The 19,386-nt window shown below is 67.9% G+C and carries 21 protein-coding genes; 13 read left to right on the top strand and 8 right to left on the bottom strand.

What is annotated here, in order from left to right; genetic code table 11:
- Window positions 1–2: 2 nt before the first annotated feature.
- The 5 genes from EZ313_RS18735 to ppsA form a co-directional block, all read right to left on the bottom strand.
- Window positions 3–260, bottom strand: a complete 258-nt coding sequence (locus tag EZ313_RS18735; RefSeq protein WP_135264838.1) for a DUF4212 domain-containing protein — start codon at window positions 258–260, stop codon at window positions 3–5.
- A 106-nt stretch (window positions 261–366) separates the two neighbouring features.
- Window positions 367–942 carry a tetratricopeptide repeat protein gene (locus EZ313_RS18730; RefSeq protein WP_135264837.1) on the bottom strand — a complete coding sequence of 192 codons (576 nt, stop codon included), beginning with the start codon at window positions 940–942 and terminating at the stop codon, window positions 367–369.
- Complete coding sequence (locus EZ313_RS18725; RefSeq protein ID WP_135264836.1) at window positions 942–1,238, bottom strand: hypothetical protein; 297 nt, start codon at window positions 1,236–1,238, stop codon at window positions 942–944. The genes EZ313_RS18730 and EZ313_RS18725 overlap by 1 nt, the downstream gene beginning before the upstream one ends.
- 342 nt (window positions 1,239–1,580) lie before the next feature.
- The gene (locus EZ313_RS18720) at window positions 1,581–3,638 is read right to left on the bottom strand and encodes a VC_2705 family sodium/solute symporter (protein ID WP_135264835.1); all 2,058 of its coding nucleotides are present in this window, start codon (window positions 3,636–3,638) and stop codon (window positions 1,581–1,583) included.
- Window positions 3,639–3,707: 69 nt separating this feature from the next.
- Entirely contained in the window at window positions 3,708–6,104 is a 2,397-nt protein-coding gene (gene ppsA, locus EZ313_RS18715; protein ID WP_135264834.1) for a phosphoenolpyruvate synthase, read from the bottom strand.
- Between the two features lie 184 nt (window positions 6,105–6,288).
- On the opposite strand from ppsA, the gene ppsR reads away from it, so the two are divergent.
- Window positions 6,289–7,119, top strand: coding sequence for a posphoenolpyruvate synthetase regulatory kinase/phosphorylase PpsR (gene ppsR / locus EZ313_RS18710; RefSeq protein ID WP_135264833.1), 831 nt, complete (start codon window positions 6,289–6,291; stop codon window positions 7,117–7,119).
- A 6-nt stretch (window positions 7,120–7,125) separates the two neighbouring features.
- On the opposite strand, the gene EZ313_RS18705 is transcribed toward ppsR, so the two are convergent.
- Window positions 7,126–7,539 carry a hypothetical protein gene (locus EZ313_RS18705; protein WP_135264832.1) on the bottom strand — a complete coding sequence of 138 codons (414 nt, stop codon included), beginning with the start codon at window positions 7,537–7,539 and terminating at the stop codon, window positions 7,126–7,128.
- A gap of 203 nt (window positions 7,540–7,742) precedes the next feature.
- On the opposite strand from EZ313_RS18705, the gene ahpC reads away from it, so the two are divergent.
- The 10 genes from ahpC to hemP all read left to right on the top strand — a co-directional run bounded on the left by ahpC (window position 7,743) and on the right by hemP (window position 16,190).
- The gene (gene ahpC / locus EZ313_RS18700) at window positions 7,743–8,315 is read left to right on the top strand and encodes an alkyl hydroperoxide reductase subunit C (RefSeq protein WP_135264831.1); all 573 of its coding nucleotides are present in this window, start codon (window positions 7,743–7,745) and stop codon (window positions 8,313–8,315) included.
- 98 nt (window positions 8,316–8,413) lie between these two features.
- The gene (gene ahpF, locus EZ313_RS18695; protein WP_135264830.1) at window positions 8,414–9,976 is read left to right on the top strand and encodes an alkyl hydroperoxide reductase subunit F; all 1,563 of its coding nucleotides are present in this window, start codon (window positions 8,414–8,416) and stop codon (window positions 9,974–9,976) included.
- Window positions 9,977–10,100: 124 nt separating this feature from the next.
- Window positions 10,101–10,577 carry a bacterioferritin gene (bfr, locus tag EZ313_RS18690; protein ID WP_135264829.1) on the top strand — a complete coding sequence of 159 codons (477 nt, stop codon included), beginning with the start codon at window positions 10,101–10,103 and terminating at the stop codon, window positions 10,575–10,577.
- A 154-nt stretch (window positions 10,578–10,731) separates the two neighbouring features.
- Window positions 10,732–12,993, top strand: a complete 2,262-nt coding sequence (locus EZ313_RS18685) for a TonB-dependent receptor (protein ID WP_135264828.1) — start codon at window positions 10,732–10,734, stop codon at window positions 12,991–12,993.
- Between the two features lie 24 nt (window positions 12,994–13,017).
- Window positions 13,018–13,698: a Fe2+-dependent dioxygenase gene (locus EZ313_RS18680; protein ID WP_135264827.1), complete on the top strand. Its 681-nt coding sequence runs from the start codon at window positions 13,018–13,020 to the stop codon at window positions 13,696–13,698.
- Between the two features lie 112 nt (window positions 13,699–13,810).
- Complete coding sequence (locus tag EZ313_RS18675) at window positions 13,811–14,056, top strand: (2Fe-2S)-binding protein (protein WP_135264826.1); 246 nt, start codon at window positions 13,811–13,813, stop codon at window positions 14,054–14,056.
- 65 nt (window positions 14,057–14,121) lie between these two features.
- A complete protein-coding gene (locus EZ313_RS18670) occupies window positions 14,122–14,847 on the top strand; it encodes an energy transducer TonB (protein ID WP_135264825.1) in 726 nt (241 codons plus the stop codon).
- 7 nt (window positions 14,848–14,854) lie between these two features.
- A complete protein-coding gene (locus EZ313_RS18665; RefSeq protein ID WP_135264824.1) occupies window positions 14,855–15,571 on the top strand; it encodes a MotA/TolQ/ExbB proton channel family protein in 717 nt (238 codons plus the stop codon).
- Window positions 15,572–15,573: 2 nt separating this feature from the next.
- Window positions 15,574–15,990: an ExbD/TolR family protein gene (locus EZ313_RS18660; RefSeq protein ID WP_135264823.1), complete on the top strand. Its 417-nt coding sequence runs from the start codon at window positions 15,574–15,576 to the stop codon at window positions 15,988–15,990.
- Entirely contained in the window at window positions 15,987–16,190 is a 204-nt protein-coding gene (hemP, locus tag EZ313_RS18655) for a hemin uptake protein HemP (RefSeq protein ID WP_135264822.1), read from the top strand. The genes EZ313_RS18660 and hemP overlap by 4 nt, the downstream gene beginning before the upstream one ends.
- 9 nt (window positions 16,191–16,199) lie before the next feature.
- Here the strand turns inward: hemP and EZ313_RS18650 are convergent, their stop codons facing one another.
- Window positions 16,200–16,607: a GlcG/HbpS family heme-binding protein gene (locus EZ313_RS18650; protein WP_135264821.1), complete on the bottom strand. Its 408-nt coding sequence runs from the start codon at window positions 16,605–16,607 to the stop codon at window positions 16,200–16,202.
- A 133-nt stretch (window positions 16,608–16,740) separates the two neighbouring features.
- Here EZ313_RS18650 and EZ313_RS18645 point away from each other — a divergent pair, with 133 nt between their 5' ends.
- Window positions 16,741–17,436: a Bax inhibitor-1/YccA family protein gene (locus tag EZ313_RS18645; RefSeq protein WP_135264820.1), complete on the top strand. Its 696-nt coding sequence runs from the start codon at window positions 16,741–16,743 to the stop codon at window positions 17,434–17,436.
- Window positions 17,437–17,520: 84 nt separating this feature from the next.
- Here EZ313_RS18645 and rlmD read toward each other — a convergent pair whose 3' ends face one another.
- Window positions 17,521–18,918 (bottom strand): 23S rRNA (uracil(1939)-C(5))-methyltransferase RlmD, encoded by a 1,398-nt coding sequence (gene rlmD / locus EZ313_RS18640; RefSeq protein ID WP_135264819.1) that lies wholly within the window; start codon window positions 18,916–18,918, stop codon window positions 17,521–17,523.
- Window positions 18,919–18,963: 45 nt separating this feature from the next.
- Here rlmD and EZ313_RS18635 point away from each other — a divergent pair, with 45 nt between their 5' ends.
- Window positions 18,964–19,380: a VOC family protein gene (locus EZ313_RS18635; protein WP_135264818.1), complete on the top strand. Its 417-nt coding sequence runs from the start codon at window positions 18,964–18,966 to the stop codon at window positions 19,378–19,380.
- The last annotated feature ends 6 nt before the right edge of the window (window positions 19,381–19,386 follow it).

Here is a 19,386-nt window from a genome sequence, read left to right as displayed (position 1 = left end):
GTTCATTCCTCCTCCGCCACGCCGTACTCGCGGTCCAGCCTGTTCATGTAGTAGGCGTAGTACCCGATGATGAGCACGTACACCACCAGCGCGCCCTGGGCCCCGACCCAGAAGCTGAACGGCCAGCCGAAGAAGTTGAAGCTCAGGTCGCGGGCGAAATACCCCACGACAAAGGTGACGAAGAACCAGATGGCCAGCAGGATGCCGGTGATCCTGAGGTTCTTGCGCCAATACTCCCGATGCCGATCTGTCAGCTGCATGTCCTGTCTCCTTCTGGACCTCGCGGCCCGCGCAGTTGCCAAACACCCCGCCAGCCCCGCCCGGCTCGCGCCAGGCCCTTGCAACCGGGCCGGTTCAAGTACCCGCTCAGCTGGCGGCGGGGACGAGCAGGCCCGTCTCGCGCTCCAGCTGGGCGGCCACTTTCGGCTCGAACCGGCGCAGGTGGCGGATGATCCGCACGGCCTCCTCCGGTTGTTGCCGGTCCACATGGACCCGTGCCAGCTGGTACCAGCCGTACGGGCTCATGGGTTGCAATTGGGTGTTGCGCTTGAGCGCATCGGCCGCCTCGTCGAGGCGGCCCAGTCGGATCAGGACGAGCCCCAGACCGTACCAGGCGCGGTCGAGCGACGGGCGCAGCTCCACCGCGCGGCGGAATGCGGTCTCGGCCTCCTCGTAGCGTTCGTCGGCCTCCAGCAGGAAGCCGTAGTTGAACCAGTGGCCGCCGTCCTGCGGCTGCACCTGCAACAGCTGCTGCATCGTCTCCAGTGCGTCTCGCCTCGCGCCAGCCTGGGCCTGCAGGTGGGCGATGCTGGCCAGCGCGTAGGCGTCACCAGGGAAGTCCGCGAGCATCTCCTGGAAGACACGCATCGCCTGGTCACGCCGCGCGAACACCAGCAGCGCCATGGCGCGCCACTTGAACCCAAGCCAGCGCAGGCGCCGCATCACTTGCACAGGTGCACCCCGATGCGAAGGCAGATGTCGATCTTCGTGATCGTGGCCACCAGCCAGATGAAGAAAAGCAGCAGGAAGGCCACCAGCGGCAGGTGGCGGTCGAGGACGACCTTCGGGGAGATCCAGCGCGCGCCCACCAGCAGGGGGCGGGTGAGGACCTGGAACAACTGGTAGAACAGGTTCTGGTTCCTCTTGGGCCCCGCGAGGAGAGCGAGGACGAATTGCCCCGCGAGGCAGAGAAGCGCAATCTCGGCCAGCAACTTCAGGATCTCGACCAGCAGCAGCAAGTGCTCTCCTCAAGGCAGCGGGAAGGGTCGCCCGTCATGCTTTTCAGCTGCGCTTACGGGTTGCTTACGTGATGTCAGCTTTCGGTAAGGGATTTCCCTTTATCAGGGCGCTCGCTCCTGATCCTGGTCGAGCTGGCCCAGGCGCAGCGCGCAGCCGTCGGGCGGCTGAACGACCTCCTGGGACCGCAGGCGGATGGACTCTGCATGCGGATCGAATCCGTCCGGACGCCCCAGGACCTGCTGGCGATCGTGCAACGGGCGGAGACCGTCGTGCGGAGCGCCCGCGGGGCCGAAGCGGCCACGGCCTTATGCAGCACATGCAAGCCCATCGGCCCGCCTGAATCAGGCGGCGGCCACCTCGGCCCGGCGGCGCCCCGCGAGGCTGGCCGCGACGATCACCGCTGTCCCCGCGGCGACGCCGAACACGCCCGCGCAGGCCGGCACGATCCCGAACCACTGCGGCGGTGGCGCCGTCACCCCGAGCGCGGCCCTCACCGAAGCCGCGTTGGCGACCATGTAGTAGAGCGTCACCGCGAGGCCCGTCGCCATGCCCGCCACGGCCGCGCGGCGCGTGGCGCCGCGCCAGAAGATGCCCAGCACCAGCGCCGGCACGAAGGCCGCCGCCGCGATCGAGAACGAGGCGGACACAAGGGGAAGGATGTCCGCCGGCTTGAGCGAAGCCACCATCGCCGCCAGCAGCGCCACCGCCAGCAGCGCGAACTTCGACAGGATCACCCGCTGCTCCGCCGTCATGTGCGAGCCGAGGTCGTGGCTGTACAGGTCGCGCACCATCGCATTGCTGATGGTCAGGAGCAGGCCGTCGGCCGTCGACAGCGCCGCGGCCAGGCCACCCGCCGCCACGAGACCGGCCACCACGTACGGCATGCCGCCGATCTCCGGCGTGGCCAGCATGATGATGTCGGCGCCCAGCCGGATCTCGCCGAACTGCACGCGGCCGTCGCCGTTGATGTCGGTCACCGAGATCAGCGACGGGTCCACCCTCGCCCACTGCAGGATCCAGGACGGCAGCTGGTCGAAGCTGCTGCCCACCAGGTGCTGCATCACCTCGTACTTCACCATCACCGCGAGCGCCGGCACGCTCAGGTACAGCAGCACGATGAAGAACAGCGCCCACGCGACCGAGCTGCGCGCGGCCCCCACGCTGGTGGCCGTATAGAACCGGGTGAGCAGGTGCGGCAGTCCCGCCGTGCCGGCCATCAGGCAGAACACCAGCGCGAGGAAGTTGAGCCGGGACGAGTCAAAGGCGTCCTGCTGCGCGCCCGATCCCGCGGGATCGCCCGCGAAAGGCCGCCCGTGCGCCGGAAGCCCGGTCAACGGGCGGGCGCGCTCCAGGCTCTCCTGCATTGCGCGGGTCCACTGCTCCCGCGCCGCGGCGACGTCCTTCGGCAGCGCGGCGAGCTCACGATGCGCCGCGACGATCCGCGCGGAGTCCGCCGCCTCGGACTTGAGCCGCCGGATGCGGTCCTGCGCCGCCGCCCGCTCGCGTCGAAGCGAGCCTTCGACGTCCTGCAGCCAGGACCGGTAGCTCTCGGCGCGGCGCAGGTACTCGGCCTGCACCTCCTTCTCGTCCGGGGCGGCCATCAGCCGCTGCTCGATCTCGCCGATGCGCGCCAGCTGCTGCCCGTAGACCAGGGGCGCCAGCGGATTGCCCACCTGCTTGTACGCGAGCCAGGACACGGGGATCAGGAAGGCGAGCAGCAGGATCACGTACTGCGCCACCTGCGTCCAGGTCACCGCGCGCATGCCGCCCAGGAAAGAACAGAGCAGCACGCCACCCAGTCCCAGCAGGATGCCGATCTCGAACTGCACGCCCGTCAGGCGCGACGCGATCAGCCCGATGCCGTAGATCTGCGCGACGACATAGGTGAACGAACAGGCGATCGCCGACAGCGCGGCGAGCCGGCGCGGCCACTCGCCGCCGTAGCGATGCTGGAAGTAGTCGGGCAGCGTGTAGAGCTCCAGGCTGCGCAGGTACGGCGCGACCAGCAGTGCGACGAGGCAGAAGCCGCCGGTCCATCCGAGCACGTAGGCCAAGCCGCCGGGCTGGCCCGGGGCACCGGTGAATCCCTGCAGGTAGAGCCCGCCCGCCAGGCTGATGAACGAGGCGGCGCTCATCCAGTCGGCAGCGGCCGCCATGCCGTTGTAGAAGGGCGGGATCCGCCGGCCCGCGACGTAGTACTCCTCGGGATCGGTGGTGCGGCCCCAGATCCCGATGGCCGCATAGACCATGATGGTCGCGAACAGGAAGAAGGGGCCGAGCCACTGGCGCGAAAGGCCCTGCTGCTCCGCCCAGGCGAGCAGCAGCAGCACGCTGCACAGGCCCAGCACGTACAGCGCCAGCACGCGGGCCAGCCTGCGTTCGTAGGCGCGGTCTCTCATGCGGTCGGGCCCTCCTCGGCCCGATCATCGCACCGGGCGCGGCGCCGTCCCGCTAGGGAATGCTCGCGCTCAGCGCGCGGCCAGCTGCTGCCAGGTGGCGATCACGCTGTCCGGGTTGAGCGAGATTGAGGCGATGCCCTCGTCCGCCAGCCACTGAGCGAAGTCGGGGTGGTCGCTGGGTCCCTGGCCGCAAATGCCGACGTACTTGTTCTGGCTTCGGCAGGCGCTGATCGCGCGGGACAGCAGGGCCTTGACCGCGGGGTCGCGCTCGTCGAAGTCCGCCGCCAGCAGCTCCAGCCCCGAGTCGCGGTCCAGGCCCAGCGTGAGCTGGGTGAGGTCGTTGGAGCCGATCGAGAAGCCGTCGAAGAACTTCAGGAAGTCCTCGGCGAGGATGGCGTTGCTCGGCACCTCGCACATCATGATCACCTTGAGCTCGTCCTGGCCGCGCTTCAGGCCATGCTGCGCCAGCAGCTGCGTCACGCGGTCGGCCTGCCCGAGCGTGCGCACGAAGGGCACCATCACCTGCACGTTCGTCAGGCCCATCTCGCTGCGCACGCGACGCAGCGCCTCGCATTCCATGGCGAAGGCTTCCGCGAATTCGCCGCTGACGTAGCGCGCCGCCCCGCGGAAGCCGAGCATCGGGTTCTCTTCCTCCGGCTCGTAGCGGCTGCCGCCGATCAGCTTGCGGTACTCGTTGCTCTTGAAGTCCGACAGCCGCACGATCACCGGCTTGGGCCAGAACGCCGCCGCGATCGTGGCGACGCCCTCGGCGACCTTGTCGACGTAGAACGCGCGCGGCGAGGCATGACCGCGCGCCACCGACTCGACGGCCTTCTTCAGGTCCACATCGACGTTGGGATAGTCCAGGATCGCCTTCGGGTGGACGCCGATGTTGTTGTTGATGATGAATTCCAGCCGGGCCAGGCCCACGCCGTCGTTGGGGAGCTGCGCGAAGTCGAAGGCCAGCTGTGGGTTGCCGACGTTCATCATGATCTTGGTGGCGATCGGCGGCATCTCGCCGCGCTGCACCTCGCTCACCTCGGTCTCGAGCAGGCCGTCGTAGATGAAACCGGTGTCGCCTTCGGCGCAGCTCACGGTGACCAGCGTGCCGTCCTTCAGCGTCGAAGTGGCGTCGCCGCAGCCCACCACGGCGGGGATGCCCAGCTCGCGCGCGATGATGGCCGCGTGGCAGGTGCGTCCGCCGCGATTGGTGACGATGGCGCTGGCCCGCTTCATCACCGGTTCCCAGTTCGGGTCCGTCATGTCGGTGACCAGCACGTCGCCGGCCTGCACGCGATCCATCTCGGAGATGTTGTGGACCAGCCGAACCGGGCCGGTTCCGATCTTCTGGCCGATGGCGCGGCCCTCGGCGAGGACGTTGCCCTTGCCCTTGAGCTTGTAGCGCGTCTCGGCCTTGCCGCGCTGCTGGCTCTTCACCGTCTCGGGGCGCGCCTGCAGGATGTAAAGCTGGCCGTCGATTCCGTCCTTGCCCCACTCGATGTCCATCGGCCGGCCGTAGTGCTGCTCGATCACCAGCGCGTACTTCGCCAGCTGCTCCACGTCCGCATCGGTGAGCGAGTAGCGGTTGCGTTGCTCCAGCGGCACGTCGGCCGTCTTGACGAGCTTGCCGCTCGCGGCCTTCTCCTGCCGACTGCTGAACACCATCTGGATCAGCTTGGAGCCCAGGTTGCGGCGGATCACCGCGCGCTTGCCCGCCCTGAGCATCGGCTTGTGGACGTAGAACTCATCGGGGTTGACCGCGCCCTGCACCACCGTTTCGCCCAGTCCGTAGCTGGAGGTGATGAAGACCACGTCGGAGAAGCCCGATTCGGTGTCGATGGTGAACATCACGCCGGCCGCGCCCAGGTCGCTGCGCACCATGCGCTGCACGCCCGCCGAAAGCGCCACGTCGGAATGGGCGAAGCCCTTGTGCACGCGGTAGCTGATCGCCCGGTCGTTGTAGAGCGAGGCGAACACTTCCTTCATCTTGTGCAGCACGTCTTCGATGCCGACCACGTTGAGGAACGTCTCCTGCTGGCCCGCGAACGAGGCATCGGGCAGGTCCTCGGCCGTGGCGGAGGAGCGCACGGCGAAGCTGGCCTGGCCGTCGCCGCCGCCGCAGAGTTTGTCGAACGCGCTGCGGATCTCGCGCTCCAGGTCCGCGGGGAACGGCTGTGCCTCGACCCATTTGCGGATTTCCGCGCCGGCGGCGGCGAGCGCGCGAACGTCTTCGGTGTCGAGTGTGTTCAGCCGCTTGTTGATGCGTTCGGTCAGGCCGCCGTGCGCGAGGAACTGGCGGAACGCGTGGGCGGTGGTGGCGAAGCCGGTGGGGACCCGCACGCCTTGCGGCAACTGCGAGATCATTTCGCCGAGGCTGGCGTTCTTGCCGCCAACCGCCTCGACGTCGGTCATCCTCAGGTTCTCAAACGGTACGACCAGGGCGGTCGCGCTGAACAGTGCAGACATGGGGGGAAAACTCCAGAAGTTGAAACCGGGTCTGCGCCGCAGCAGCGCGCGCCCCCCTCTGCGCAGGATCGGCTTTTTGCTTGTTCGAATGGGCCGGAACGCGTCATGTCGAGGGGCAGATAATTGCCGGCCATTGTAGGCACGCGCACTTCACCGCGGCGCGCATCCCTTCCGAAAGGATCACATGGCCTCCCAGCACACCCGCACCGTGTTCTTCATTTCGGACGGCACCGGCATCACGGCGGAAACCTTCGGCAACGCCATCCTGGCCCAGTTCGAATTCAAGCCGCGCCATGTGCGCCTGCCCTTCATCGACACGGTGGACAAGGCCCACCAGGTGGTGCGGCAGGTGAACCACGTGGCCGAGGTTGAAGGACGCCGGCCGGTCGTCTTCACGACGCTCGTGAACGTCGAGATCCTCCAGGTCATCGAGGACGGCTGCAGGGGCATGCTGCTGGACATGTTCGGCACCTTCGTGCGGCCGCTGGAGATCGAGCTCGGGATGAAGTCCAACCACCGCGTGGGCCGCTTCTCCGACGTGAGCAAGAGCAAGGAGTACCACGATCGCATCGAGGCCATCAACTTCAGCCTGGTGCACGACGACGGGCAGAGCAACCGCGACCTCGACGAAGCCGACGTGATCCTGGTGGGCGTCAGCCGCAGCGGCAAGACGCCGACCTCGCTCTACTTGGCGATGCAGCATGGCCTGAAGGCGGCCAACTACCCGCTGATCCCGGAGGACTTCGAAAGGCAGCAGCTGCCCAGCGCGCTGGTGCCGCACAGGAAGAAGATCTTCGGCCTGACCATCCAGCCGGAGCGGCTTTCGGAGATCCGCAACGAGCGGCGGCCGAACTCGCGCTACGCCTCGCTGGACAACTGCCGCATGGAAGTAGCCGAGGCGGAGGCGATGATGCGGCGCGCGGGCATCCGCTGGCTGTCGACCACGACGAAGTCGATCGAGGAAATCGCCACCACGATCCTGCAGGAGATCCGCCCGGAGCGGCTGGAGTACTGAGCTGGCTCAGCCGCAGCTGTTGATCACCCAGTGGTGCTGGCACTTGCGGCAGCACACCTCGGTTTCGTCGCGGCCGCGGTAATCGGCCACTACCTTGAAGCGGCCGTATTCGCCGCAATCCTCGCATTGGGCCTGGTTGGCCACGACCTCGGCCCGGGTCAGCAGGAACAGGTAGCGGCGCAGCGCCCACACGCCAATCGCCGCCGAGAGGATCAGATAGAGCGCGTTGGTGAGCTTGTCGCCGAACTCGGCGCCGCGCGAAGCTTCCAGGCTGGCGAAGACGGCCACCAGGCTCAGGAAAGCGAGAACCAGGTGCGCGTGGCTCGACAGCAGCTCCCGCTCGTACCACTTGCGGAAACCGAAGCGCATCACCCCAACGGCCAGCGGCGGGTTGAAGGGGTTGCCATGCTGGAGGTTCACCGAGCCACTTTCCGTGGGTTGTACAGGGGGCCCTGACAGGAGATGGAGTGTGGGCGCGTCGGACTGTGTTGTCACTGCGCTGGGCCAAGGCCAATAGCCGCAGCCGATCGACCGAATTGAACCAATGAATTGGATTGATCAGAACCCAGGCCCTACCCTACGGTCTCACAGAAGCACTTTGGAAACCGAGAGGAAACGCATCAATGTCCCTGATCAACACCCAGATCACCCCGTTCCAGGCCACCGCCTACCACAAGGGCAAGTTCGTGCCCGTCACGCAGGACAGCTTCAAGGGCAAGTGGTCCGTCGTCGTGTTCTACCCGGCCGACTTCACCTTCGTCTGCCCGACCGAGCTGGGCGACCTGGCCGACAACTACGCGGAGTTCCAGAAGCTGGGCGCTGAGGTGTACGGCGTGTCCACCGACACCCACTTCACCCACAAGGCCTGGCACGACACGTCCGACACCATCAAGAAGGTGCAGTACCCGCTGATCGGCGACCCCAGCCACCAGCTGGCCCGCTTCTTCCAGGTGCTGATCACCGAAGGCGAGGACACCGGCCTGGCCCTGCGCGGCACCTTCATCATCGATCCGGAAGGCCGCATCAAGACCATCGAGGTGCACGACAACGGCATCGGCCGCGATGCGAAGGAAACGCTTCGCCGCCTGAAGGCCGCCCAGTACGTCGCCGCCCACCCGGGCGAAGTCTGCCCGGCCAAGTGGAGCGAAGGCGCCGAGACGCTGAAGCCCTCGCTCGACCTCGTCGGAAAAATCTGACGGCCGGCGCACGCCACGCCTGACTTCGCAAGGCCCGGGTGCGCACTGCGCCCGGGCCTTCGTCTTTTTCAAGAACACATCCCGAAGGGAGCCATCGAATGCTCGACGCCCAATTCAAGACCCAGCTCGCCGCGTACCTGCAGCGCATCTCGCAGCCGGTGGAGATCACGGCCGCGCTGGACGACACGCAAGCCTCGCGCGACATGCAGGCGCTGCTCGAGGACATCGCCGAAGCCTCGCCGCTGGTGAAGGTCACCGAGACGCGCGACGCCGGCCCGCATCGCACGCCGTCGTTCGCGATCAACCGCCCCGGCGAGAACCACGGCCCGCGCTTCGCCGGCCTGCCGATGGGCCATGAGTTCACGTCGCTCGTGCTCGCGCTGCTGCAGGTCGGCGGCTACCCGCCCAAGGTGGAGCAGGAGCTGCTGGAGCAGATCCGCTCCATCGACCAGGATCTCGAGTTCGAGGTGTATGTCTCGCTCACCTGCCACAACTGCCCAGACGTGGTGCAGGCGCTCAACTTGATGGCGGTGCAGAACCCGCGCATCCGGACCACGATGATCGAAGGCGGCCTGTTCCAGGACGAGATCGAGCAGCGGCAGATCATGGGCGTGCCCACCGTGTTCCTGAACGGCACGATGTTCGGCAACGGCCGAATGAGCCTGGAGGAAATCCTCGCGAAGGTCGACACCAATGCGGGCCAGCGCGAAGCGCAGAAGATCGCGCAGAAGCAACCGTTCGACGTGCTGATCGTCGGCGGCGGGCCCGCGGGTGCAGCGGCTGCGGTTTACGCCGCGCGCAAGGGCATCCGCACGGGGATCGCTTCGGAGCGCTTCGGCGGCCAGGTGCTGGACACGCTCGGCATCGAGAACTTCGTGTCGATCAAGGAAACCGAAGGCCCGAAGTTCGCGCTGGCGCTGGAGGAGCACGTGCGTCACTACGACGTGGAGATCATGAACCTGCAACGCGCGAAGGCACTCAAGCCCGGCCGGCAGATGATCGAGGTGGAACTGGAGAACGGCGCGGCGCTGAAGGCGCGCAGCGTGATCCTGTCGACCGGCGCGCGCTGGCGCAAGCTGGGCGTGCCCGGCGAAGAGCAGTACCGCAACAAGGGCGTGGCCTACTGCCCGCACTGCGACGGTCCTCTGTTCAAGGGCAAGCGCGTGGCGGTGGTCGGCGGCGGCAACTCCGGCGTCGAGGCCGCGATCGACCTGGCGGGCATCGTGCAGCACGTGACGTTGATCGAGTTCGGGGAGCAGCTGCGCGCCGACGCGGTGCTGCAAAGCAAGCTGGCCAGCCTGCCCAACGTGAAGACGATCCTGAACGCGCAGACCACCGAGGTCACGGGCGACGGCCAGAAGGTCAACGGCCTGGTCTACAAGGACCGCGCGAGCGGCGAGGAGCACCGCGTGGAACTCGAAGGCGTGTTCGTGCAGATCGGCCTCGTGCCCAACACGGAATGGCTCAAGGGAACGCTGGAGCTGTCGCGGCACGGCGAGATCGTGGTGGATGCGAAGGGCCAGACCTCGGTGCCGGGCGTGTTCGCGGCCGGTGACGCGACGACGGTTCCGTTCAAGCAGATCATCATCGCGGCCGGCGACGGTGCGAAGGCGGCGCTCGGTGCGTTCGACCACCTGATCCGCAGCTCGGTGCCGGCGTAAGCGCACCTGAGCGCAGGCTGAGCTTGTCGACGCCGGCTCACCCGGCCTCGACAAGTTCCGGCCGAACGGATCGCGTGCATTGGCGCGAGAATCACGTCCCGCACCACGCTCCAGGAGAACAACAATGCAAGGCGATCCCGGCGTCATCCAGCACCTGCAGGCACAGCTGAAGAACGAGCTCACGGCCACCAACCAGTACTTCCTGCATTACCGGATCCTGAAGCACTGGGGGTTCGAGCGGCTCGCCAAGAAGGAGTACGAGGAGTCCATCGGCGAGATGAAGCACGCCGACCGGCTGATGGAGCGCATCCTGCTCCTGGACGCGCTGCCCAACCTGCAGGACCTGGGCAAGCTGATGGTGGGCGAGAACGTGCCGGAGATCCTCGAATGCGACCTGCGCAGCGAGCGCGGCGCGCAGGTGACGCTGAAGGAAGGCGTCGCCCATTGCGAAGCCGTGCGCGACTACATCTCGCGCGAAATCCTGGAGCGCATCCTCGAAGACACCGAGGATCACATCGACTACCTCGAGACCCAGCTCGACCTGCTCGGCAAGCTCGGCCTGCAGAACTACCTGCAGTCGGCAATGGGCGAACCGAGCTGAGCAATACCCTCTCGCTAATGCGAGTGATTCGCATTTAGCTTAGAATCCCGGCCGAACCCGGCCAGCCAATTCCTGCGCGCCCGAGCCTCGCGGCGCGCCCCAGCCAGCCTCCCCGAAGAACGCCCGCTCGAGCGGGCCCACCTGGAGGCCAGTCTTGGCACAAGAAACTTCGCCGCAATCCCCTGTCCTGCTGCCGCTGGGCGCCCTGCTGTTTGCCGCGTCGGCAGGCGCCTGGGCCCAGTCGAGCCCCGCGCCCGAGAGCCGCAACCTCGCCCCCGTGGTGGTGAAGGACCGAGCCGAGGCGCCCGAGGGCAAGGAAGCGCTGCGCGCCACCACCACCAACATCGGCCGCGGCACGCAGCAGCTGCGCGACGTGCCGCAATCGCTAACTGTCGTCACCGAAAAGCTGATCGACGACCGCAACCTCGACACCGTCAAGGACGCGCTGCGCAACACCGCCGGCATCAGCTTCCTGGCGGCCGAGGGCGGCGAGGAGGACATCCGCCTGCGCGGCTTCTCGCTGGCGGGCACCGGCGACATCTTCCTGGACGGCATGCGCGATCCGGCGTTCTACGACCGCGACACCTTCAACCTCGATCGCATGGAAGTCATGCGGGGTTCCGCCTCGATGCTGTTCGGCCGCGGCTCCACCGGCGGCGCGGTCAACCAGGTGAGCAAGGTGCCGCGCCTGATCAACGAGCACGAGGTCACGACGACTGTCGGCAACCACCGCTACGGCCGCATCACGGGCGACTTCAACTTCCACACCGGTGAAGACGCGGCCCTGCGCCTGAACGTGATGCGCACGCGCGCCGACAACAATGGCTCGGGCAGCAGCATCGACAAGTACGGCGCGGCCGGCTCCTTCCGCTGGGGCATCGGGCGCCGCGACGAGTTCATGGCCAGCCTGTACTACCTGGACAACGACAACGGCATCAACTACGGCTTGCCCTGGATCCGTCCGCGCGCGACGGACACGAGCGCGTCCAACACCATCATCCCCGGCCTCGACCCGACGGCCTACTACGGCATGGCCAGCGACCGCAACAACGGCGGCGCGAAGATCGCATCCTTCAGCCACATCCACCGCTTCGACGCGCCGGGCGCGGAGCTGCGCACCCAGGTCCGCAAGGGCCTGTTCGAACGCGACCTGCGGGCCAGCGCAATCCGCTTCGCACCCGCGGCCGCGCAACCCGGCGGTGTGGCGGCAGACCTGACCAACTTCAGCCCGCGCACTGTGTTCACGCGCGGCACCAGCCTGAAGATCCAGGACGTCGACACGCTGCACGTGCAAAGCGATTTCTCCAGCAAGTTCCATGCGCTGGGCCTGCAGCACGAACTGCAGGCGGGCGTCGATGCCGCCCGCGAGGAGAAGACCGTGTACGCGGCGCGCAATGCGGCGCAGGGCGGCGTCGACTTGGTGAAACCCACGACGCTGGCCGGCACGCCGGACGACGGCGCGTCGATCGACGAATCGCGCCGCGTGCTGCGCCTGGGCAACCAGTTCACCGCCAAGGCGTGGGGCGCCTACGTGCAGGACCTGGTGCAGGTCGCGCCGAACTGGAAGGTGCTGGGCGGCCTGCGCTACGACAGCCTCGACGGCAGCTACGACCAGTTCAACATCCCGAACAACGCCCCGGGCCCGGTGACGGACCTCCACTTCTCGCAGAAGATCTCTGAGTGGAGCCAGCGCGTGGGCCTGCTCTACCAGCCCGACGCACTGACCTCCTATCACTTCTCCTACGGCACGTCGTTCAACACCTCGGGGGACACCTACTCGTACAACGCGCAGAGCGCGAACACGCCGCCGGAGCAGAGCGAGAACATCGAGATCGGGGCCAAGCTCGACTCGGCCGACAAGCGCTTCTCGACGCGCCTCGCCCTCTTCCGCTCGACCAAGAAGAACGAGCGCAACACCGACCCCGACACCGCCGCCGACCGGCTGCTGCTCACGGGCAAGCGCCACACGGCGGGCGTCGAGATCGACGCCGTCGGCCGCCTCACGCCCAGGTGGGAGGTTTACGGCTCGTACATGTGGATGCCGATCGCCAAGGTCGACGAGGCCGCCTCCACCGCCACGACGGTAGGCAATCGCGAGGGCGACCGTCCCGGCCTGACGCCGCGGCACAGCGGAACGATCTGGACGACTTACCAGCTCACGCCGAAGTGGCGCGTGGGCGGCGGCCTGAATTTCCGAAGCGAACAGTCGCCCGCGGACGTCACCGCGCCGGCGTGGGAAGCGCCGGGCTTCGTCACCGCCGACCTGATGGCCGAGTACGCGATCAGCTCGTCGATGCTGCTCAAGGCCAACCTGACCAACGTGGGCGACAAGTACTACGCGGAGTCGCTCTACCGCGGGCACTACGTTCCCGGTGCGGGGCGCCTGCTGCAGGTGTCGCTCGCCGCGAAGTTCTAGCCCTACCAGAAGCCAGCCGCCGCCATGCTCCTCGCCCTGCCCGACCTGCTCACCGAAGACGAACTCGCGCTCGCCCGGCGCATGCTGGCGCAGGCCCCGTGGGCCGACGGGCGCATCGGCGCCGGCTCGCAGGCCGTGCAGGCCAAGAACAACGAGCAGTTGCCCAAAGACTGCGAAGCCGCGCGCTCGATCGGCGCGATGGTGCTGCGCGCGCTGGATCGGTCGCCGCAGTTCCTCTCCGCCTGCCTGCCGCGCAAGGTGTTCCCGCCGCGCATCAACCGCTACTCCGGCGAGACCAACGCCTACGGCAAGCACGTGGACGGCTCGATCCGCTTCGGCGAGAACGGCCAGCGCGTGCGCACCGACATCTCGTGCACCGTGTTCCTATCGGATCCGGGCGATTACGACGGCGGCGAGCTGGTCGTCTACGAGGCGGGCGACGAACGCCGCTTCAAGCCGCCCGCCGGCGATGCGGTGCTCTACCCGGGAACGCATGTGCACGAGGTGCTGCCGGTCACGCGCGGCACGCGGATGGCGGCCTTCTTCTGGGTCGAGAGCCTGGTGCGCACGGACGAGCAGCGCCGCCTGCTGCATGAGTTCGATCTCGCCCTGACCTCGGTGCGCCAGATCTCGGGCGAAAGCCCGGCCACGGTCGCGCTGATGGGCACGTACCACAACCTGTTGAGGATGTGGGCCGACACCTGATCCCACGAGACAAGCAGGACCGGCACTATAGTTATTGCAAATGCGATCGATTCGCATTTATACTTCCCGCCACACACCCTGTTCCTCAACCGCCAGCCAAACCCTCTCCGCCATGATCGTCTGCGTCTGCCACCGCGTTTCCGACCGGGACATCGCCCGCCACGTGCGCGCCGGCATGGACTTCAGCGAGATCCAGCTGGAGCTGGGGGTGGCGACCCAGTGCGGGCAATGCGAGAGCTGCGCCCGCGATGTGGTCGCCCAGTGCAGCGCCACCGCCCCGGTCGCCGCCATCCAGCTCGCTCCCCGCATCACGGAGAGCCCGGCATGGAATTCGTCGTCACCCTGGGCGGCAGCCTGATCCTGGTCGTCGCCGCCGCCTGCTGGGTCCTGCGCGGACCTCGTCCGCGCGGACGTTCCTAAACTATGGGCAGCTCCGCCACCTCGTTCCCCGTGTCCGATCTCCGTCGCCATCGCAATACGGCGATCGCCACCGGTGTGGTGCTGTTCCACGCGGCCGCACTGTGGGCGTTGCAATCCGGCCTGCTGCGCCGCGCGGTCGAGGTGATCGTGCCGGTGGAGGTGCTGGCCCAGATCGTCGAGCCGCCGCAGCCGAAGATCGATCCGCCCGCGCCCCCGCCGCCGAGGCCGCAGCCCCCGGCGCCGGCGCCGCCGCCCAAACCCGCGCCGGTGCGCAAGGTGCAGCCGCCACCGCCACCCAAGCCGATGGCAGTCCCCTCACCCGTGCCGGCTCCGCAGGCGCCCGTCGGTGTCACCACGCCGCAGCCTCCGGCTCCTCCGATTCCCGCGCCCGTGGCCGAGGCTCCGCCCGCGCCCCCGGCACCTCCCGCGCCCGCCGCGCCGCCGCGCATCGAACTGCCTTCCAGCAGCGCCGAGTACCTGCAGAACCCGCCGCCCGCCTACCCGGCCATGAGCCGCCGCCTGGGCGAGCAAGGCCAGGTCATGGTGCGCGTGCTGATCGGTGCGGACGGCTCCGCGCAGCAGGCCCAGGTCACGCGGTCGAGCGGCTACGAAAGGCTCGATCAAGCCGCGCTCAATGCCGTGCTCAAGTGGCGCTACGTGCCGGGCAAGCGCGGCGGGGTGCCCGAGGCGATGTGGTTCAACGTGCCGATCAATTTCGTGTTGGAGTGAGAAGAAGATGGATACCCAGTTCGGACTCGTGCAGCTGTGGCAGCAGGGCGATCTCGTGACCAAGGGCGTGTTCCTGCTGCTGCTGGGCATGTCGCTGGCCTCGTGGATGGTGATCATCGTCAAGGCGCTGGACCTGCGCCGCTACGCCTCGCAGGCGCGCCGCATCGAGAGCTTCTGGCATTCGGCCGATTTCGCCGACGGCCTGAACAAGCTGGGCACCGATCCGGCCAATCCGTTCCGCACGCTGGCGCTGGAGGGCCGCGAGGCCGCCGCGCACCACAACGCGCAGCCGCAGCTGCACGACTCGCTGGACGCCAGCGAATGGCTCACGCGCAGCCTGCGCAACTCCATCGACGAATCCACGGCGCGCCTGCAGTCGGGTCTCGCGGTGCTCGCCTCCGTTGGTTCGACCGCTCCCTTCGTGGGCCTGTTCGGCACCGTCTGGGGCATCTACCACGCGCTCATGTCGATCAGCGCGGCCGGCCAGGCGACGATCGACAAGGTGGCCGGCCCGATCGGCGAGGCGCTGATCATGACGGCGCTGGGCCTCGCGGTCGCGATTCCCGCGGTGCTGGGCTACAACGCCCTGGTGCGCGGCAACAAGTCGGTGCTGTTCCGGCTCAACCGTTTCGCGCACGACCTGCATGCCTACCTGGTCACCGGGTCGCGCGTGGGCACCGGCGGCGACGCCGGCCGCGTCGTGCCGATGAAGAAAGGGATCTGATCGTGGCCTTCGGGACCCAGGACGAAACCGACGAGGTGATGAACGAGATCAACATGACGCCGCTCGTCGACGTCATGCTGGTCCTGCTGATCATCTTCATCATCACGGTGCCGGTGATGAAGCACTCGGTCAACATCGACCTGCCGCGGGCCACCAACCAGCCGCAGGACCCGAAGCCGCAGACGATCCGGCTGTCGGTGGACGCCACCGGCGCCTACTGGTGGAACGAAGGCAAGGTCTCCGACGAGGAGCTGGCGCGGCTGCTCCGGGCCGAGGCCGCGCGCGACCCGCAGCCCGACCTGCACATCCGCGGCGACAAGGAAGTGCGCTACGAGCGCGTCGCGCAGGCGATGGCGGCGGCGCAGCAGGCGGGCCTGCGCAAGATCGGATTCATCACCGAACCGAAGGCGGCCCAATGAGCCCGACCCGCCCGACCCCGCGCCCGCAGGCGCAACCGGAGACGGCGCCCGGCACCGCGCAGGCTTGCCTGCCCGCGCGGCCGCCGCTGGTGGAAAGCAGCCAGTTGTTCCAGGGCCACCGCGCGGTGGAGATCCACCACAACGGCGAGCTCTACAGGTTGCAGGCCACCCGCACCGGCAAGCTGATCCTTACGAAGTAGCCGGGCGCGTCAGAGCCCGATGGCGGCAATGCCGGCGCGGGCGATCTGCGCGTCCTCGCTGGACTTCACGCCGCTGACGCCGACGGCGCCGAGGCATTGCCCGTCCTTGAGGATCGGCACGCCGCCTTCGAGCAGGCCCCGCAGCTCGGGCGCGCTGAGGAAGGACACGCGGCCGCCGTTGATCATCTCCTCGTAGACGCGGCTCTCGCGGCGCCCGACGGCGGCGGTGTTGGCCTTGGCCGGCGCGATGTGGGCCGAGATGGGCGCGGCGCCATCCAGCCGCTGCAGCCACAGCAGGTGGCCGCCGTCGTCGACGATGGCGATGGACACGGCCCACTGGTTCTTCAGGGCTTCGGCTTCCGCGGCGGCGGCGATCTTCTTGACGTCGGACAGTTCGAGGGCGGGCTTGGTCTTCATGGTTGCTCGGGGCTGAAAAATGAGAGCCGGAGCATAACGGCGGGGCCGCGTGGGGGCTTTACGCGGGAACGGTTGGGGAACCCGCCTAGAATCTTTGCATCCAACTTCCCGTTCCAGGCAAAGGAGCTTTGGTATGAACGAGCGAGTCACCACCCCCTACGGCTACGGCGGCCATGCGCTTCCGTCCGTCCAGGAACGCAACCGCGTCCTGCGCAACACCTACTGGCTGCTGGCGCTTTCCATGATCCCGACGGTGCTGGGCGCCTGGCTGGGCGTGGCCACGGGCATCACCCGCGCGATGTCGCCCGGCGTCGGCCTGGTCGTCTTCCTGGCGGGCGCGTTCGGCTTCATGTTCGCCATCGAGAAGTTCAAGAACTCCGCGGCCGGCGTGCCGATCCTGCTGGCGTTCACCTTCTTCATGGGCCTGATGCTCTCGCGGCTGCTGGCCATCGTGCTCGGCTTCGGCAACGGCGCGAGCCTCGTCATGATGGCGTTCGCCGGCACGGGCGCGATCTTCCTGGGCATGGCCACGATGTCCACGATCGTCAAGCGCGACCTGTCGGGCATGGCGAAGTTCATGTTCATCGGCGCGATCCTGGTGCTGATCGCGGGCATCGCCAACGTGTTCCTGCAAAGCGGCGCGCTGATGATCACCCTGGCCGTGCTCGTGATCGGCATCTTCTCGTTCTTCATCCTGTACGACCTCAAGCGCGTGCGCGATGGCGAGGAGACCAACTACATCACGGCCACGCTGGGCGTGTACCTGAGCATCTACAACGTGTTCCAGGCCCTGCTGGCGATCTTCGGCATCGGCGGCAGCTCGGAATAACTCACTCAGCAACCGCTTCGCTCCAGAGACGAAACAAGGGCGCCGTTGGCGCCCTTGTCCTTTTTTGAATGTGCCTGCTTGTGGTCAGGGAGACCTGTCGAAGACCGCGATGCTCTCCACGTGCGCCGTGTGCGGAAACATGTTCACCACGCCCGCCGCGCTGCAGCGATAGCCCGCCTGGTGCACCAGCAACCCGGCGTCCCGCGCCAGGGTCGCCGGGTTGCAGCTGACGTAGACGATCCGCTGCGGCGCGTTCCACCCCGAGCCCAACTCCGGCTGCTGGTGCAGGTCGGCAAGCGCCTTGGCCAGCGCGAAGGCGCCCTCGCGCGGAGGGTCCACAAGCCACCGGTCGGCCACGCCGTCGGCCACCAGCTGCTGAGGCGTCATGTCGAACAGGTTTCGGGCTGCGAACTGCGTCAGGGCCAGCCTGCGGCCTGCCGCGTTGCGCGCCAGGTTCTCGCGCGAGCGCGCCACCAAAGCCTCGCTGCCTTCGATGCCCAGCACCTCGCGTACGCGGGTGGCCAGCGGCAACGTGAAATTGCCCAGGCCGCAGAACCAGTCGATCACCCGGTCGCTGGGCTGCACGTCAAGCAGCCGAAGCGCGGTGACGACGAGGACGCGGTTGATGTACGGATTGACCTGGGTGAAGTCGGTCGGCCGGAAAGGCATGGTGATCCCGAACTCCGGCAGCGCATAGGCCAGCTCCGGCCCGCCCTCGTCCAGCAGGTGCACGGTCTCGGGGCCCTTGGGCTGGAGCCACCACTGCACGCCGGGATGCTCCCGGGCGAAGGCGCGAAGCTTCGCTAGGTCGCCCGCGCTCAGCGGCTCCAGGTGGCGCAGCACCAGCGCCGTGACCTCGTCGCCGCAGGCCAGCTCGATCTGCGGGCAGGTCTCGATCGCGTCCATGGAGCCGATCAGCGCGCGCAACGGCATCAACAGGTCGCTGACGTGCTGGGGCACGACGTGGCATTCGCGGATGTCCGCCACGTAGCGGCTCTTGCGCTCGTGGAAACCGACCAGCACCGTCCCCTTCTTGCGCACGTGCCGCACCGAGAAGCGGGCCCGCCAGCGGTAGTTCCACGACGGGCCTTCGATCGGGCGCAGCACCCGCTCCGGCCGCACTTTCGCCAGATGCCAGAGGTTGTCCTCCAACACGCGCTGCTTCATCGCGACCTGCGCGGTGGCCTGCAGGTGCTGCATCTTGCAGCCGCCGCAGGCGCCCTCGTGCAGGCCGAAATGCGGGCAGCGCGGCCGCACGCGCTGCGACGATTCCCGGTGGATCTCGGTCAGCTGGGCCTGCTCCCAGTTGTTCTTGCGGCGGGTGACCCGGGCGCTCACCAGCTCGGTCGGCAGAGCGCCGTCGATGAACACCACCTTGCCGTCTTCGCGCCGGGCCACGCCCTGCGCCTCGATGTCCAGCGCGTCCACCGCCAGCCAGCCCTCGGGCAGCTTCGGCTTCGCGCCGTCGTTCTCTCCTGTCATGGCGTGATTGTCTCAGGCCATACTGGCCGGCCTTTCGGAGACGCCATGGACATCCGCATCTGCATCGACGTGCCCGATCTCGAGCGGGCGATCGGGTTCTACACCGCCGGGCTGGGGCTGCGGGCCGGACGGCGGCTGGGCAGCGACTGGGCCGAGCTGCTGGGCGGCGGATCCGTCATCGACCTGCTGACGAATGCCCCGGGCACGGCACCGTTGGGTGAAGCGCACCCTCAGCGCCGCGAGTACGCGCGGCACTGGACGCCCGTGCACCTGGACTTCGTGGTGGACGACGTCGATGCCGTCGTGCAGCGCCTCGTCTCGCTGGGAGCGAAGCTGGAGAAGCCGATCCAGGAGCGGCGCTGGGGCCGCATGGCCAACCTGGCCGATCCCTTCGGCCACGGGCTGGACCTGCTCCAGTTCCGCGGCCGCGGCTACGACGAGCTGCTGCAGCCCTCGACCTGATCGCGC

It is taken from the genome of Ramlibacter henchirensis, assembly GCF_004682015.1.
In the GTDB taxonomy this organism is placed as follows: domain Bacteria; phylum Pseudomonadota; class Gammaproteobacteria; order Burkholderiales; family Burkholderiaceae_C; genus Ramlibacter; species Ramlibacter henchirensis.
Note: the sequence above shows the minus strand (reverse complement) of the source record. Positions and strands in the feature narration are given on the sequence as shown.